Raw genomic sequence first — 16,382 nt, 5'->3', positions numbered from 1 at the left:
TTATGACGAGCAGCTTTCGCAGGTCTCGACCTCAAGGGCCTTGCTGCGGACATAGTAAATGGTCTTGACGCCGGCTCTCCACGCCTCCAAATACAGTCTGAGCACCTGACGCATGGAATAGTCGTTGGTGATATAGAGATTCATGCTCTGCGCCTGGTCAATATGTCTCTGGCGAAGGCCCGCGGCGCGTACCGACCAGCTTTGGTCGATCAGATGCGCTGCCTTATAGTACCACCATGTGTCCATAGAAAGCTCCGGAGCAACGCGGGGCAGCATGCTGCCCTTTTTTCCTCTAAAAAGAATTTCTTCATAATTGGATCTATGCCCGCCGACGTGCCGGAGAGGATAGATGTGCTGGAGGTCGGTGCGACCGCCAGCAGATAGGCGTTGCGCATTCCCTGCACCGCCACCGTTTTCGCAAGCGCCCGCCACTTTTCGGAGGTATAACCCCGCTTTTCAAAATACGCGCCCGTCTGCCAGTCGCTGCCCTCAAAGAGCGCGTAACGACCCTTTTCCCGTGCCAGTGCTGTGTCCGCCTTGACGGCGGCGTAGTTGATGAGCTCGAACACTGCGTCGGTGAAGGCAAGGTGCTCATCGCTCTCCCAGTGGATGCCGCGCTTTGCCAGCATGTGGTGGTAGCCGCTGACGCCCAGGCCGATGCTGCGGTACTTCTGATTGGTAAGCCGCGCGTATTCCAACGGGTAGAAGTTGAGGTCGATCACATTATCCAGTGCGCGGATGGCCGTTTCCACCGTGCGTTCCATATAGGCCTCGTCCTCCACCGGCAGATTACCGAGAGACAGACTCGCCAGATTGCAGACCACAAACTCACCTGGGCGTGTGGCCGTCACCACTATTGTGTCGCCGTTCTCAGTGTGCACCTCAGTGCTGATGTGCTCGATGGACGCCATGTTCTGCGCGATCTCCGTACAGAGATTGGAGCAATAGATCATTCCCGTGTGGCCGTTTGGGTTCATATGATTTACACTGTCTCGATTGAAAGCGAAGGGCGTGCCGGTCTCCACTGCCGAGCGAAGCACCAGCCGCACGATGTCCTTGACGGTGACGCTGCGCTTTTCGATGCGCGGGTCATTGACGCAGTCCAGATACCGCTTCTCCCATTCTGTACCCCAGTAATCCTCCAGTGCGTAGCCCTTGACCGTGAGGATCTCATGCGGACACATGAGATGCCACGGCGCGTCTATGTTCTCCTCCGCCAGTTGCCAGAAGAGAGATCCGGATAGCACACGGCGGGAAACACATCATGTGCCTTCATGCGGTCGTCGCCGTTGTTGGTGCGCAGTTGAAGGAATTCCGGCAGATCCCGGTGCCATGCGTCTAAGTAAACCGCCACAGCGCCCTGCCGCATCCCCAACTGATCCACCGCAACGGCGGTGTCATTGACCAGCCGGATCCAGCGGATAACACCGCCCGCCGCCCCTTGAAAGCCGCGGATGGTGCTGCCTGCAGCGCGCACCTTACCGAAGTACATCCCCATTCCACCGCCGAATTTAGAGACCTTTGCGAAGTTGTCCAGCGAGCGGTAGATGCCGTCCAGACTGTCCGGCACAGTGTCCACAAAGCAGCTTGAAAGCTGATGGTAGGGCTTTCGTGCGTTGGACATGGTAGGTGTCGCCATCGTGACCTCCATACGGCTGAGCATATCGTAAAAGCGTTTTACCCACCCCATGCGGTCAGAGCCTTCGTTCATAGCAAGATGCAGCGCGATACCCAAAAACATCTCCTGCGGTGTTTCCAGCGGCACGCGGCTGCGTGACTGGATCACATAGCGTTTGAGCAGCAGGTCAAGGCCGGAGTAGGTGAACAGCTCGTCCCGTTCCGGGCAGAGAAAGTCCTCCGCCATGGCAATCTCCTCGTGGGTATAGTGGGCAAGGATATAGTCACCGTAGAGTCCCTTATCCGTCAGATAGCGAAGCTTGCCATAGAGGTCGCAGACGCCGCGCCCCTCCCATTCCTGTGCGTTGCGACAGCGAAAGGAGTGGTTCAGAAGCCGCGCCGCGATGAACTCCCACTTGGGTGCCTCTGCCGTAGTCAGCTCTACCGCCGCCTTGGTCAGTGCCTCAGCCCGCTCATCCTCCGTCATGCCCAGGCGACAGAAACTCTCAAACTTCATTTGAAGCGCCGCGAGGGAGTAGACTTCCTCGGTAAAATCCATCTGGATGCGGCGCAGCACCTCGTCAAGCGAGTCATCCCCCACCGTCCGCGCGATGGTATGCCGGACACGGCGCAGCGCAGACCGCTTTTCGCGGTAGAGGATGTACGCCTTGGCCACCTCATAGTGTCCGCGCTCCATGAGCGTTCGCTCCACCTCGTCCTGCACACGTTCTACGGTGAGCGGCACTGTGACGGAGAGATTGTTGAGAACGGTGGCGAGGATCTCATCCATCTCTCTGCTCCCGATCTCCTTGCCCTGTCCGTCAAACGCCTTTTTCATGGCGTTGAAAATTTTCTCCTGTTGAAAGGGAACAGACTCCCCGTTTCGTTTTCTGATCTCCATTTCGATCCTCTCATCTTCTCCGGTCACTTCTCATGTCCTTTTGGGCAAAGAGCGGGCAAGCGCAGTATCACGCTTGCCCGCTCTGTTTTTGAAAGCCGGTTTTTCTGCAGCCGACGCGGTGGGGCTGTTTGTTGTCTGTTGTCTTGGTTTTGGCTTTCCTGCCAGTTACTTCATAGATTCCAGAATGGCGTCCGCCAGTGCTTCCAGCTCAGTGCGCTTGTCCGTGCCCATGGACGAGGCGAGGCTGAGCCGCTCGTTGAGCACCGTCATGTTCTTAAGCTCATTGTTGACGAATTTCTGCATGAGGTCACCGGACTTCACCGCCCATGAGCCGTTTTCAATGATGGCAAAGGTGCGGTTTTGCAGATTCAGTGCCTTCATATCCATGAGGAAGTCATGCATGGCAGGGTAGATGCCGAGGTTGTAGGTCACAGAGGCCAGGACAATGTGACTGTACTTAAACGCCTCGGAGATCAGCTGGGAGACATGAGTGGAGGACACATCGTACATCGCCACCTTGCTCATGCCCTTATCGCAGAGCGACGTCGCCAGCGCCTGCGCCGCGTTCTCCGTGTTGCCGTACATAGAGGCGTAGACGATGAGCACGCCCTGGGTCTCAGGGGCATAGCGGCTCCATGTGTCGTACTTTTCAATGAACCAGCCCAGATCTTTGCGCCACACGGGGCCGTGGAGCGGGCAGATGTACTTGATCTGATCCAAAACGCCGCCGGCCTTTTTCAGCAGGAGCTGGATGTGGGGGCCGTACTTGCCCACGATGTTGGTAAGGTAGCGACGGGCGTCGTCCAGCCAGTCCCGCTCGAAGTCCACCTCGTCGGCGAACAGCTTGCCGTCCAGCGCGCCGAAGGTGCCGAAGGCGTCGGCGGAAAAGAGGACGCCGTCGGTGACGTCGAGGGTCACCATGGCCTCCGGCCAGTGAACCATAGGCGCGCCCACAAAGGTTACGGTGTGCTTGCCGAAGGAGAAGGTGTCGCCCTCCTTCACCTCGATGCACTCATGTCCGTCCACATGGAAGCCGAACTGCCGCATGAGCATGAATGCCTTCTCGTTGGAGATCAATTTCACCTTGGGATGGCGCAGCAGGATCTCCTCGATGCAGGCGGCGTGATCCGGCTCCAGATGGTTGACCAGCAGGTAGTCCAGCTCGCGGCCATCCAGCACATACGCCAGATTTTCCAAAAGCTGGCGGCAGGCAGACCAGTCCACCGTGTCAAAGAGCACCGTCTTTTCATCCAGCAGGCAGTAGGCGTTGTAGCTTACGCCCCGGGGAATGGGAAAGCAGTTTTCAAACAGGGCCAGGCGATGGTCGTTGGCGCCCACCCAGTAGAGGTCGTTCGTTACTTTACGCACGCAATACATCTTATCTTGCCTCCTTCACGGCCTCAAGCCTTTACAAATTGATCCTTCGTCTCCGCGCACTCGGGACACACCCACTCGGCGGGAAGCTGCTCAAAGAGCGTACCGGGCGCGATCTCGCCGTCCTCGTCGCCCAACTCCGGCACATACTCGTAGCCGCAGCCGCTGCAGACGTAGCGGTCGCCGATGGGGGCGGGCTTCGGCGGCGTGGGCCGCTTCATCTTTACCATGGGCGGCGCGGGCAGCTTTTCGCCGCTATCCAGCGCGGCAGTGAGCAGGGGCAGGATCTCCTCCACATCGCCCACGATGCCGTAGTCGCAGTTCTTGAAGATAGGCGCGTTACCGTTCTTATTGATGGCCACGATGGTGGAGGCGTCCTTGATGCCCTTAAGGTGCTGGGATGCGCCGGAGATGCCGCAGGCGATGTACAGATTGCCGGTGAACTTCTGACCGGACATACCCACATAGCGGTTCAGCGGCAGATATTTGAGAGTCTCCGCCACAGGGCGGGAAGAACCGATGGCCGCGCCAGCGGCCTTGGCCAGCGACTCTACCAGTTTCATGTTCTTTTTCTCCCCGATGCCCTTGCCCGCGGAGACCACCCGCTCCGCCTGCGGGATGGGCGTATCCATAGGAATGCCCACGGAGAAGTCGTGACCATCCTTCTTCAGCGCCGCCACAAGGTCGGCCACCTGCTGGGCAGCATCCCCCTCCCGGAAGATGGTCTTTTTGCGAATGCCGGTGATGGGCGCGGGTTTCTTGGCCGCCGAACGGCTCTCGCCGCCGGAGCTCTTGCCCAGCCTGCCCAACAGATGAGAGGCGATGACCACCCGCTGGATCTCGTTAGTGCCCTCGTAGAGGGTGGTGATCTTGGCGTCGCGGTAGGCCCGTTCCACCTCCATGCCCTTGAGGTAGCCGCTGCCGCCGTGGATTTGCAAGGCATCGTTGGTGACCTCCAGCGCGATGTCCGAGGCGTACATCTTCGCCATGGCGGACTCCATGCCGTAAGGCGCGTGCTGCTCCTTCAGCTCCGCCGCGGAGTAGATGAGGAACCGGGCGCAGCGCAGCTTGGTTGCCATATCCGCCAGCTTGAAGGCGATGCTCTGCTGGGCCGCGATGGGCTTGCCGAACTGGACGCGCTCCTTGGAATAGCTCAACGCGTGCTCAAACGCGCCCTGGGCGATGCCCAGCGCCTGCGCGGCGATGCCGATGCGTCCGCCGTCCAGCGTGGACATGGCAATCTTGAAGCCCTCGCCCTCCTTGCCCAATAGGTTTTCCTTGGGAACCTTCACGTTGTTGAAGATCAGCTCCGCCGTGGAGGAGGAGCGAATACCCATCTTGTCATAGTGGTCGCCGAACTCAAAGCCCTTCCAGCCCTTCTCCACGATGAAAGCGGAGATGCCCCGGGTGCCGATGTCCGGCGTGGTGACGGCGAAAACCACATAGGTGTCCGCCTTAGGGGCGTTGGTAATGAAGATCTTGCCGCCGTTGAGGAGGTAGTAGTCCCCCTTATCCAGCGCCGTGGTCTCCGTGCCGCCGGCGTCGGATCCGGCGTTGGTCTCCGTAAGGCCGAAGGCGCCGATCTTCTCGCCCTTGGCCAGCGGAACCAGATATTTCTTCTTCTGCTCCTCGGTGCCATAGGCGAAAATGGGCCATGAGCCGAGGGAGACGTGGGCGGAGAGGATTACGCCCGTGCCGCCGTCCACACGGGCCAGCTCCTCCACCGCGATGGCGTAGCTCAGAGCATCAAGACCGGCACCGCCGTACTCCTTGGGGTAGGGAATGCCCATCCAGCCCAGCTTACCCAGCTTCTTGACAGCCTCCTCGGGAAACTCATTGTTCTGATCCATTAAAAATGCAAGGGGCTTGATCTCCTCCTCCGCAAAACTCCGGATCTTCGCGCGCAGCTCTTCGTGCGCCGACGTGGTTTGAAACAGCATACGGGTACCTCCTTTTAAAATTTTACAGCTTGCTTGTATCTTGGGGATCGGATCCGCCGGTCAGCAGCCTGCGCAGGCTCACGGCACGGAACGCCTCGTCCTGCTTTTGCTGCAAGGCCGCCAGCTGACAGTGGATGGCGCACCGCCCATGCTTGTCCTGCCAGTGGCATTCATATCCCGGCTCCATGCAGGCGCACAGGATGCCCCGCTCCCCCACGACCCCCATGAGATCGTAGAGGGAGGTCGCGTCCAGATCGCAGGACAGCTCGCAGCCGCCGAGAGCGCCGCGGCTCACCCGCACCAAATTGCCGGCGGAGAGCTTGCGCAGAATCTGGTAGGCAAACTGATTGGGGATCAATTCCGTTTCCGACATCTCGGCCACCGAATGCTTCTCCCCGTCCAGCAACACCCGCAAAATGCGCAGCGCGTAGTCCGTCTCTTTGGTGATGATCATGCTCCACATCCTCTTTTCGCTTGCTTGTTAATACCATAATATCAATCTTGATAAATTTTGTCAAGATAGTTTCAAAAAAAATATCGCTTTATTACAGACCGCCCCAGCCCGGGTCAGCTTCGCTTTCCATTTAGCGAAAAGCCATGTTCCTTACAATTATAGAAGCCGAAAAAGCTGTGCCGTGGCAGTCCGCCGAAAGCAGAAAAGACTATGCCTGAAAACTAGAAAGCGGAGAAATTGGTTGGGGCTCGCAGGGGTCGCCCATCCAAGGCGGATGAGGCGATCCCTGGCAAGTCCAAGGCAAGCACCAAAGTGCGTGCTTTTCATTTTATATCCGACGCACTATGTTAAGATGTGCAGTAGATGTTCCATTTTTCTGTCCCATTCTCTGCTGGAATCGGCGCACTCTTTCAATTCAGTTTCGACTTCAGCATTTATCGGCAAGTTTTTCTTGTAGCGGATGGTATGCTCAAGGCTTGCCCAGAAGTCCATAGCGATTGTACGGAGTTGTATCTCCACTGGCACATGGATCTCTTTTTCCGCAAAGAATACCGGCAGCCGGATCGTCAGGTGCAGACTGCGATAGCCATTTGGCTTAGGGTGTGAAATATAATCTTTCTCCGTGATGATTTCAATGTCAGACTGATCTTTTAAGCATTTTGCCAAAAAGAACACATCCTCTTCGAAAGAGCAGATCACCCGCACGCCGGCAATATCCATGATATTTGCCTGCATGGTCGGAAAATCCAGAGAAAGTCCGCGCTTCTGCATCTTATTCATAATGCTGGACGGCGACTTCAAGCGACTTTTCATACTTTCTATCGGATTGCGATCATGCTGCAATGAAAACTCTTCGTTTAGAATTTCCAACCTGCTTTCCAGTGCTTTCAGCGCACATCGGTATTGCAGCATGACTTCCTGATACCTGCGATTTTCGCTTAAAAGGCGCTGGCACTGCAGATCATCTAAGCCTTTATCTGCCGCAATCGTCAAGCCAAATAAATTTTCACTCATAGTTTCTCCATTCCGCAGGGATAGGCGCTCCGCGCTGTCTGCTGCTCTTGTGTTACGACCTGATAAAAACTGTATCCGCCGGAGAGATGGGAACAGCTGAAACCATACTGCGTCAAAAGTCGGCAGGCCAGATAACTGCGAAGCCCTGTCTGGCAATTCACATAGATAGGCTTGTCCCGCTCTAACTCGTCCAAGTGCTCCCGCAAATCGTCCAGTGGAATATTGCGGAATCCATTCAAGTGCCCACGCCGATATTCGCCTTCCGTACGGACGTCCAGCAGCGTCGCACTGCCATCGCAGGGCAAGTCCTCAACATCATTCCAATGGAACTGCTGCACTTTCCCGCTCTCCAAATCCTCGATCATAAAACCGGCCATATTGACCGGATCCTTGGCAGAGGAATAGGGCGGCGCATAGGAAAGGTCAAGTTCCGTCAGTTCCAAAGCTTTCATTTTTGCGCGAATGGCCGTTGCCAGTACATCAATACGCTTGTCCACGCCCTCGCCGCCAAAGATCTGCGCACCCAGCAGCCGCAGGCTTTCCTTTTCATACAGTACCTTCATTGCCATAGACTGTGCGCCGGGGTAATAGGCAGCGTGGGATGCCGGGAAAAGTACGACTTTGTCGTAAGCGATTCCTGCTGCCTGCGCTGCCTTTTCATTGATACCCGTGGAGGCCGCTGTCAAGCCAAACAGTTTCAGAACAGACGAACCCTGAGAGCCGGTAAAGTGGCTGTTGCCGCCGCAGATATTGTCAGCGGCAATGCGTCCCTGCTTGTTGGCGGGTCCCGCCAGCGAAATCAACGCTTTCTGCCCGGTTACAAAATGGGTGACCTCTACGGCATCGCCCACAGCATAGATGTCCGGCACGGAGGTTTCCATCCGCTCGTTGACAGCGATGCTGCCCCGGATGCCCAGCTCAAGTCCGGCCTCTTTTGCCAGATGGGTGTCCGGCGTGACGCCGATGGCCAGCAGCACCATGTCGGAGCGCAACGGCTCACTTTCCTCCAGCAGCGTCAGCACGGAATCTCCGTCCTGCCGGAATCCGGTGACGGTTTCACCCAACCGCAGAGTCACGCCGTGTCTGCGCATTTCCGCATGGACAAAGCTCGCCATGTCCGCATCCAGTGGTGCTAATAGCTGATTGGGTCGCTGAACGATGGTGACAGAAACGCCCATTTCTGTAAGGTTTTCCGCCATTTCCAGACCGATAAAGCCGCCGCCAGCCAAAACAGCGCTTTTCGGCTTCTGATCCTCTACAAAGTGCCTAATGCGGAGGGTATCCTCCACGGTGCGCAGCGTGAAAACACGCTCACTGCTGACGCCGGAAAGCGCAGGAACCGTCGGCTTTGCGCCGGGTGCGAGGAGCAGTTTGTCATAGGTTTCCGTGTAGACCTTTCCACTATCCAATGCGTGAACGGTGACGGTTTTCTCTATGGGATTGATCGCAGTTACTTCCTGCCGTACCCGCACATCAATGCGAAAGCGGTCCCAGAAGCTCTCCGGAGTTTGCAGTGTCAGTTCTTCTTGCTCCTTGATCACACCGCCCACATAATACGGCAGACCGCAGTTGGCATAGGACACATAGCCGCTGCGCTCAATCATGATGATCTGGGCGTGTTCATCCAAACGGCGGATGCGGGCAGCGGCAGAAGCACCGCCCGCCACACCGCCTACGATTACAACTTTCATCTTGCGCCCTCCACCATTGCGGCAATCTCCGACTTAGGCCGATAGCCGACCGATTTGGTAATGGCCTTTCCATCCTCGAATACGACCAGCATCGGGATGCTGGATACCTGAAAACGCATCGCCAGCTCCATCTGCTCGTCCACATTGACCTTGCCCACCTTGAGCGTACCGCTTTTTTCTTCGGCAAGCTCATGCAGTACGGGAGAGAGCATTTTGCACGGTCCGCACCAGTCCGCATAGAAATCCAGCAGGACGGGCTTGTCGGAATGCAGTACCTCATTTTCAAAATTCGCAGCAGTAATTTTCAGTTCAGCCATGAGAAAGGCTCCGTTCTGTTATCTTTGTTTATTCTTTGTTTTTCAGCTTGCAAATACCCTGCGTCATGGTTCCCATCGGACAAAACGCACACCATGTGCGGGGCATGTAGAGCACCATAACGATCAGACCCAGCAGCAGAGAGGTCAGCATGAGGCTATAAAAGCCAAAGCTGAACTGCGCCATCCAATCAGCGACTGTACCGGCTGTATAAGTCCAGCCCCATGGCACACGGAATGTCCAGAACAGCTTAATGGCCTCCCGCAGGGACGTAGCACCAGCAGCGACCAGATAGGTCTGGAACACCATGTTGCCGAACATCGTCAGGAAAAAGAGCAAAAAGGCATAACGGAACCACTTGGAGGACATCCAGCGGGGCGTGGGCTTGCAGCGGGAGCATTTAAGGTCTGTCCCCAGCTTGCTGAACAGTTGACCCCGTCCGCAGAGGTGGTTGCAAAAGAATTTGTTCCCGCCAAAGATGGCTAAAAGCAGCGGCAGAAAAAAATCGATCATACCCAGCCACGCGAACAGGATATTGAAAAAGCCCAGTGCAAAATAGATGATGGCATATACCCACAGGTAATCGTACCAATGCTTTGCTTTCATGCGTCAGCCCTCACTTTCACCTCAATGCAGCCGACGGGACAGAGCTTTGCGCACTTGCCGCAGCCTACGCAGCGTTCCGCCTCCACGGCGGCGTAGCAGCCACGGCGCACCTTGACGGCCCCCAGTGGACAGGTATTTTCACACACACCACAGGCGACACACCGAGTCTTATCTATGGCAGCCAGTTTTTTTGACAGCATAGCTTTCCTCCCTTAATCCTACAAGGATTTGTAATAGAGCATACAGTGGCAGACCCCCTCGAAGCGCGGATCTGCAACTGGATTCTTGAACTCCCGGCACATACATTTGGTTGCCTCTGTGCGCTCCCTGCGGCAGGGGCAGTGCCCGCCGGTGCGCTAGAGTCCTTTTCTGATGGTGCTGACAATCTCCTGATCGGGATTGAGCTTGATTTTCATGTTCGCCAGCTCTTTCTTGATTGTGGCTTTATCATACCGCAGGACAAATTCTTTTTCTGTGACGAGGTTACATTGATAAAAAAAATCCGGTGCTTTTTGAGCACCGGATTTTAAGAAGGTGAATTACGCTTTCCACAGACTGTGGAGGTTGCAGTAGGCGTAGACCGCCTCGACCTCATCGCCCTCGCAGAGAGCGAAGCAGACCTCCGGCTTTTCGCCGGGATGCAGTTCCTTACGCTGATTGCCCTGCTTAGTCTGGAGAGATACCCATTCGATGTAGTGCTCCGGCAGCATGGGGTGCTCTACGGAGCCGACCTTGACATGGACGATGCCGTTTTCCACCGTCCAGACAGGAACGTGCTTCTCCACGGCGGCGTCGGTGGTGCCGGGAACGATCTCGCTCATCGGCTCGCCGCAGCAGACGACAGGGACGCCTACGTCCTTAACTTTGGCAATGATGTTACCGCAATGCTTGCAAATGTAAAACTTCTGCTCCATGATAATTCTCCTTTTCTTTCTTTAATAGTTTTCTGCGTGAATTTCAAAATAGCTCTGGGGATGGTTGCAGGTGGGGCAAACCTCCGGAGCTTTCTCACCGATCACAATGTGACCGCAGTTGCGGCACTCCCATACCTTGACCTCACTCTTGGCAAAGACCTCCGCCATCTCCACATTGTGCAGCAGGGCACGGTAGCGCTCCTCATGGTGCTTTTCAATGGCGGCTACCAGGCGGAAACGCTGGGCCAGCTCATGAAAGCCTTCCTCATCGGCAGTTTTGGCAAAGCCATCGTACATATCCGTCCACTCGTAGTTCTCACCCTCAGCGGCGGAGAGAAGGTTTTCTGCGGTGTCGCCAATGCCGTTCAGTTCTTTGAACCACAGCTTGGCGTGTTCCTTCTCATTATCAGCGGTTTTGAGGAACAGTGCCGCGATCTGCTCAAAGCCTTCCTTCTTGGCCTTGGATGCAAAATAGGTGTACTTATTGCGTGCCTCGGACTCACCGGCAAAGGCAGCCATCAGGTTTTTTTCGGTTTGAGTTCCTGCGTATTTCGTTTCTTTCATGGTGGATACTCCTTCCTGCTTTTCTGCTTTTCTGCTTTTATTGTAGCAAATCTATGATTTTATTCCGTGACGAAGTCACATTCCTTTTTATTTTAGACGATTTAGTCTGTTCTTATCCCGCAGCGTGATTGCACCACGCTTCAGCTCCACCAGTCCGTCCTCCGAGAAGCTTTTGAGCATCCGTGCCACTGCCTCCCGTGCCGAGCTGATGTGCTGGGCGATCTGCTCATGGGTCATACGTATCGTGTCGGAGCCGGTACGTTCCGCTTCGGCAAAGAGAAATTCTGCCAGCCGCTGATCCAGCCCCTTGAACATGATCTGCTGCATCGCCCACATCACATCAGAAAACCGTTTCGTTGCCAGTTCATAGAGAAAACAGCGGACATGGAGATTCTTCTCCTTGAGTGCAGCAATGACATTTGCAGGGATAATCAGAACGTCCGTATCCATTCCGGCAGTCATTTGCGTATCAAAGGTGATCTGACTGATCACGCAGGAGGCGGAAAGCACGCATAGTTCGCCCGGATACAGGCGGAACAGCGTTACCTCCCGCCCCTCATCAGAGAGAAGATAGGTGCGAATCTCGCCGGAAAGAATAAACAGCATTCCGAGACATTCATTGTCGCTGCTGTGAACGAACGCACCCTTTTTATAATGACGGACAAAGGCACTTCGGCGTAGTGTGTCCATTTCGCGTTCGGTCAAGGATGACCAGAACGGAAGTTGTGTCAGTGTGCGTTCCATATCAATGGCAGCTATGCTTGCCGCAGCCGTGGTCACCGCAGGAGTGACCAGCCTCGCCGTGCTCATGGTCATGGTGGTCACAGTGAACATTGGGATCGTAGCCCAGATTTCCGTTGAGCAATGCGCTCACCGCGGCATCAGCGTCCCCGCTGACACCGCCGTAGAGCTTGATGCCCGCTTCGGCCAGAGCTGCCTGCGCACCGCCGCCGATGCCTCCGCAAATCAAAGTGTCCACGCCGTTCTGCATCAGGAGGCCTGCCAGTGCGCCGTGACCGCTGCCGTTGGTGTCAACGACTTTCGCATGAGTGATTTTGCCGTCCACAGCTTCATAAAGCTTGAACTGCTCGGTGTGACCGAAATGCTGAAAGATTTGACCGTTTTCATAGGTAACTGCAATTTTCATAATGGAATCTCCTTTGCAAGTTTTGCCTAATTTTTCCATGTTGGTTCTCTGCATCCGGCAGCAACGGCCGCAGTGAGCTGCCTCCTGTCCTCCGCAAATGCGGTAGTTTCCCCCGGTGATGTGCAACGGTTTCCCGTGGACAAGACACGCTGCAATCTTGCGCCGTGCGCCTTCGTAAATCTCCTGCACGGTAGAGCGTGAAATGTCCATCTGCGCGGCACACTGCTCGTGGGTTTGCTGCTCCAAGTCAACCAGCCGAATGACCTCGTATTCGTCCAGCGTCAGCAGGATCGGCTCGGTATTCTCGCACCCGTTGGGACAGAATGTATCGACCTGTGATACGCCACAAATTTGACGGCACCGTGGCGGTCTTGGCATGGGAGCTTTCTTCCCTTTGTATTCGGTATATTCCGATTGTAGCACTTTGAGCAGAAAAAAGCAATTTTTTTCAAAAGCTGCTACATTTTCCGTCCTCATATGTGTGCCGGCTGATATTCGGAGTCGAATGCTACATGTGAGCCTTGTTCGTAATGCCCACCGAGCATGACCGTAGCGGCAGTCACAGCATCCACATGAAAGCGTTCCCGGTAATGCTTGCATTCTCGTAAAAAAACGTTATAATTGAATCAGTTAAATCAAAGGAGGCATCAAATCATGAAATCACATAAATACTGGGCCTTAGGCGCACTTTTCTGTATGTTGGGATGCATTTATTCTGGAATCAAAAAATCTATGACTGCGCATAAATACTTTGCCTATTCTTCATTGATTTGTATGGGCATGTCCATTTATTCCGGTCACAAACTGGTTTCTCCAAAGAAGAAAAAAATCACTAAATCAAATAATAGTGAGAATAGTTAAACAAAAAAATTCCTTTCTTTATCTTTATTCTCCTTGCCCTGCGGGACTAGTATGATTTTGAATACGGAACCGATAAAGAGGTTGACGGTGTGCTGTCATCAACGACAAGTGCAAGGCTCTGGCGCAAAAGGTCAAAGAGATTATCGACACCAAATCTTCGTTTGCTGACTGGCTGAACAATCAGAACGTCCGCAATCAGTTGAAGCTGGAGATCAAGATCTGCCTTGTAAAAAACGGCTATCCTCCACAGTACAGCCCCGAAGTTTTCAAAAAGGTCATGGAGCAGGTCGAGAACTTTGAGGAGAACAATTAAATCATCCATAAAGAAAAAATACAGCTATATTCAGGCTTCACACTGAAATATAGCTGTATTTTTTTGCATCGCTAACAATTGTTGTGCTTTCTCTTGAAAACAGCGTAAAGATTTATTATAATAAGATAAATAGTTGTGGACTTTGCAAAGGAGCTGTGAAGAATGAATCGAAACTGCCGTCGCAAAACGGAAAAGGTCTATGTGAAAGTGACTTCTGATTTTGATGCAACAGGTTATATGCAGCCCCGACAAATTACATGGGGTGATGGGCGAACTTATCCCATCGAACAGGTACGAGATTTTCGCCCTGCAAATACCATTGCCGATCTACCCGGCGATTGCTATACTGTAATGGTAAAAGGTCAAGAAAAGCATTTGTTCTTTGAACGCAGCGACCCACGATTTCCATCCCGGTTTGGAAGATGGTTCGTGGAGGTGGAATCCAAATAACACAAAGGAGGGCTGAATCATGGCAGCGCAGCGCACCTATCTGGCAATCGACCTGAAAAGTTTCTATGCCTCGGTGGAGTGCGTAGACCGTCATCTCGACCCCCTGACCACCAATCTGGTGGTGGCAGACGCCTCCCGCACCGAAAAGACCATCTGCCTTGCGGTATCGCCCTCCCTGAAAGCCTACAAGATACCCGGCAGAGCGCGGCTGTTTGAAGCCGTCCAGCGTGTCCGGGAGGTCAATGCCCAGCGGCTGCAGACTGCCATCCGGCAGAAAAAGGCAGTCCGGGGAGAGGACGGCAAATATCACTTTGCCAGCACCTCTTTCGATGCCAACGCCCTGAACGCAGACCCTGCACTGGGGTTGAGTTACATTGTTGCACCGCCCCGGATGCAGCGGTATCTGGATGTGTCCACCCAGATCTACAAGGCCTACCTCAAATATGTGTCCCCGGCAGACATTTACCCCTACTCCATCGACGAGGTTTTCATTGATGTGACGGGCTATCTGCCTTATTATCACATGAGCGCCCATGAACTTGCCATGACCATGGTGCGGGAGGTGCTGTACAACACCGGCATCACCGCAACGGCAGGCATCGGCACTAACCTCTACCTTGCAAAGCTGGCCATGGACATTGTGGCAAAGCACATCCCGGCAGACAAAGATGGTGTCCGCATTGCAGAGCTGGATGAGCAGTCCTATCGGTATCTGCTGTGGAACCACAGACCCCTGACGGATTTCTGGATGACCGGTCCCGGAACCGTCAAGCGGCTGGAAGCTCATGGCATCTACACCATGGGGGACTTGGCACGGTTCTCCATCCATGGAGAAGATCGTCTGTATGAGATTTTCGGCGTGGATGCAGAAATTCTCATCGACCACGCATGGGGCTACGAACCCTGCGGCATGGAACAAATCAAAAGCTACAAGCCCAGCACCAACAGCATCAGTGAGGGACAGGTGCTGACCTGCCCTTACCCCAACGACAAAGCCAAGCTCATTGTCCGGGAGATGGCGGAGATTCTGATGTTTCGGCTCACCGAAAAGAAGCTGGTGACAGAATCCATCACCTTGGAGATAGGCTACGACCGGGAGAACGTGGACAAGGGCGGCTACCGTGGTCTGACCCAGACCGACCGCTACGGCAGAACCATCCCCAAGGCAGCTCACGGCACTATCCGGTTTGATGCGCCCACCAATCTGGGCAGCACCCTCATCAGCGAAAGCGCAAAGCTGTTTGAGCGTATCACCGACCCGGCGCTGACGGTGCGGCGCATTACCATCAACGCCAACAAGGTCACCCCGGACGAGGGCATCTATCAGGTGGACTTTTTCACGGACACCAAGAAGCTGGAAAAGGAGAAAAAACTCCAGCAAGCCATGTTGGGCATCAAGAACAAGTACGGCAAAAATGCCGTACTGAAAGCCAGCAGCTACGAGGAAGGTGCCACCATGCGCCAGCGCAATGCGCAGATCGGTGGTCACAGCGCAGGAGGTTCGGATGGAAAACTACAAAAATAGCAAGATCGGACAAGAGACCGCCCAAAAGTACGGGGACATCCTAGAGATGAAACGCCCCCAGACCGAAGAATCCCTTCGCAAGCACCCCCGCATGACTTTACAGAACCGGGCAAAGATTTTCTCTCCCTTTGCAGCCTTGCGTGGTTATGATGAGCAGCTTGCCGCAGAAAAGCAGCGCACCGAGCGGGTGACCAAGCGCATTTTGACCGAGGAAGAAATGTCGGCTCTGTCCGATCGGCTGATGCAGGTCACCAAGGGCATGACCATCACAGTGCGGTATTTCAAAGAGGATACCGCCCACCCAGAGATTCCCGCAGTGGGCAATTACATCACGCTGACCGGAAAAGCAGACCGCATCGACCCGGTGTTCCGCACCTTACAGGTGGGCGAAACCGTAGTCCCCTTTGAAGATCTGGTGGAACTCAGCGGGGAGGGTATCATGGAGATTGACCAATATCTCGGCATCTCCGAGGAATAAAAAACGCTGGGAGAAATCTCCCAGCGCAAGCAGCCCTAATCACGGTACCGATATGTGCCAAGCCAAAGCGGACCAGCACCCACAACCAAGGCAGTGAAACCGTTCTCGTCACTTTTAATACCGTAAGCACCAGCGTTAAAGCAAATAAGAGGGTCATTGCAATTATTTCGGAACGGTCAGGTTTCTTCTCCATACGCAGATCACCTCGAAAGTCCGGT

The 16,382-nt window shown here is 54.6% G+C and carries 17 protein-coding genes and 1 pseudogene; 5 read left to right on the top strand and 13 right to left on the bottom strand.

What is annotated here, in order from left to right:
- From ACKXF7_RS00830 to ACKXF7_RS00770, 13 genes and pseudogenes are all read right to left on the bottom strand, one after another.
- Positions 1 to 2,518 (bottom strand): annotated as a pseudogene (locus ACKXF7_RS00830) (ribonucleoside-diphosphate reductase subunit alpha).
- A 165-nt stretch (positions 2,519 to 2,683) separates the two neighbouring features.
- A complete protein-coding gene (locus ACKXF7_RS00825; RefSeq protein ID WP_005946385.1) occupies positions 2,684 to 3,895 on the bottom strand; it encodes an FprA family A-type flavoprotein in 1,212 nt (403 codons plus the stop codon).
- 23 nt (positions 3,896 to 3,918) lie between these two features.
- Entirely contained in the window at positions 3,919 to 5,832 is a 1,914-nt protein-coding gene (locus tag ACKXF7_RS00820; protein WP_005946387.1) for an acyl-CoA dehydrogenase family protein, read from the bottom strand.
- A 22-nt stretch (positions 5,833 to 5,854) separates the two neighbouring features.
- Complete coding sequence (locus tag ACKXF7_RS00815; RefSeq protein ID WP_423741881.1) at positions 5,855 to 6,286, bottom strand: RrF2 family transcriptional regulator; 432 nt, start codon at positions 6,284 to 6,286, stop codon at positions 5,855 to 5,857.
- Positions 6,287 to 6,628: 342 nt separating this feature from the next.
- On the bottom strand, positions 6,629 to 7,300 hold the full coding sequence (locus tag ACKXF7_RS00810; RefSeq protein ID WP_156069482.1) for a GTP pyrophosphokinase: 672 nt from the start codon (positions 7,298 to 7,300) through the stop codon (positions 6,629 to 6,631).
- The gene (locus ACKXF7_RS00805) at positions 7,297 to 8,991 is read right to left on the bottom strand and encodes an FAD-dependent oxidoreductase (RefSeq protein ID WP_423741880.1); all 1,695 of its coding nucleotides are present in this window, start codon (positions 8,989 to 8,991) and stop codon (positions 7,297 to 7,299) included. The genes ACKXF7_RS00810 and ACKXF7_RS00805 overlap by 4 nt, the downstream gene beginning before the upstream one ends.
- Positions 8,988 to 9,308: a thioredoxin gene (trxA, locus tag ACKXF7_RS00800; RefSeq protein WP_156069486.1), complete on the bottom strand. Its 321-nt coding sequence runs from the start codon at positions 9,306 to 9,308 to the stop codon at positions 8,988 to 8,990. Before trxA ends, ACKXF7_RS00805 begins: the two co-directional genes overlap by 4 nt.
- Positions 9,309 to 9,336: 28 nt before the next feature.
- Positions 9,337 to 9,912 (bottom strand): 4Fe-4S binding protein, encoded by a 576-nt coding sequence (locus tag ACKXF7_RS00795; RefSeq protein ID WP_156069488.1) that lies wholly within the window; start codon positions 9,910 to 9,912, stop codon positions 9,337 to 9,339.
- Entirely contained in the window at positions 9,909 to 10,112 is a 204-nt protein-coding gene (locus ACKXF7_RS00790) for a 4Fe-4S binding protein (RefSeq protein WP_005946404.1), read from the bottom strand. The genes ACKXF7_RS00795 and ACKXF7_RS00790 overlap by 4 nt, the downstream gene beginning before the upstream one ends.
- A gap of 339 nt (positions 10,113 to 10,451) precedes the next feature.
- Positions 10,452 to 10,826 carry a desulfoferrodoxin family protein gene (locus tag ACKXF7_RS00785; RefSeq protein WP_005921786.1) on the bottom strand — a complete coding sequence of 125 codons (375 nt, stop codon included), beginning with the start codon at positions 10,824 to 10,826 and terminating at the stop codon, positions 10,452 to 10,454.
- Between the two features lie 21 nt (positions 10,827 to 10,847).
- A complete protein-coding gene (rbr, locus tag ACKXF7_RS00780) occupies positions 10,848 to 11,390 on the bottom strand; it encodes a rubrerythrin (protein WP_117506262.1) in 543 nt (180 codons plus the stop codon).
- Between the two features lie 87 nt (positions 11,391 to 11,477).
- Positions 11,478 to 12,134 carry a Crp/Fnr family transcriptional regulator gene (locus ACKXF7_RS00775; protein WP_097771467.1) on the bottom strand — a complete coding sequence of 219 codons (657 nt, stop codon included), beginning with the start codon at positions 12,132 to 12,134 and terminating at the stop codon, positions 11,478 to 11,480.
- Position 12,135: 1 nt separating this feature from the next.
- Positions 12,136 to 12,915, bottom strand: a complete 780-nt coding sequence (locus ACKXF7_RS00770; protein WP_156069492.1) for a DUF134 domain-containing protein — start codon at positions 12,913 to 12,915, stop codon at positions 12,136 to 12,138.
- Between the two features lie 276 nt (positions 12,916 to 13,191).
- On the opposite strand from ACKXF7_RS00770, the gene ACKXF7_RS00765 reads away from it, so the two are divergent.
- The 5 genes from ACKXF7_RS00765 to ACKXF7_RS00745 all read left to right on the top strand — a co-directional run bounded on the left by ACKXF7_RS00765 (position 13,192) and on the right by ACKXF7_RS00745 (position 16,164).
- Positions 13,192 to 13,398, top strand: coding sequence for a DUF6219 family protein (locus ACKXF7_RS00765; RefSeq protein WP_097839462.1), 207 nt, complete (start codon positions 13,192 to 13,194; stop codon positions 13,396 to 13,398).
- 97 nt (positions 13,399 to 13,495) lie between these two features.
- Positions 13,496 to 13,711 (top strand): type I restriction enzyme endonuclease domain-containing protein, encoded by a 216-nt coding sequence (locus ACKXF7_RS00760; RefSeq protein ID WP_227619334.1) that lies wholly within the window; start codon positions 13,496 to 13,498, stop codon positions 13,709 to 13,711.
- Positions 13,712 to 13,873: 162 nt separating this feature from the next.
- The gene (locus tag ACKXF7_RS00755; protein ID WP_156069494.1) at positions 13,874 to 14,161 is read left to right on the top strand and encodes a hypothetical protein; all 288 of its coding nucleotides are present in this window, start codon (positions 13,874 to 13,876) and stop codon (positions 14,159 to 14,161) included.
- 19 nt (positions 14,162 to 14,180) lie between these two features.
- On the top strand, positions 14,181 to 15,686 hold the full coding sequence (locus tag ACKXF7_RS00750) for a DNA methylase (protein WP_423741879.1): 1,506 nt from the start codon (positions 14,181 to 14,183) through the stop codon (positions 15,684 to 15,686).
- Entirely contained in the window at positions 15,667 to 16,164 is a 498-nt protein-coding gene (locus tag ACKXF7_RS00745) for a hypothetical protein (protein WP_156069498.1), read from the top strand. Before ACKXF7_RS00750 ends, ACKXF7_RS00745 begins: the two co-directional genes overlap by 20 nt.
- The last annotated feature ends 218 nt before the right edge of the window (positions 16,165 to 16,382 follow it).

The sequence above is a fragment of the Faecalibacterium sp. 7 genome (assembly GCF_049562865.1).
In the GTDB taxonomy this organism is placed as follows: Bacteria; Bacillota; Clostridia; order Oscillospirales; family Ruminococcaceae; genus Faecalibacterium; species Faecalibacterium wellingii.
The sequence above is the reverse complement of the archived record's forward strand: the minus strand, read 5'-3'. Positions and strand labels throughout refer to the sequence as shown.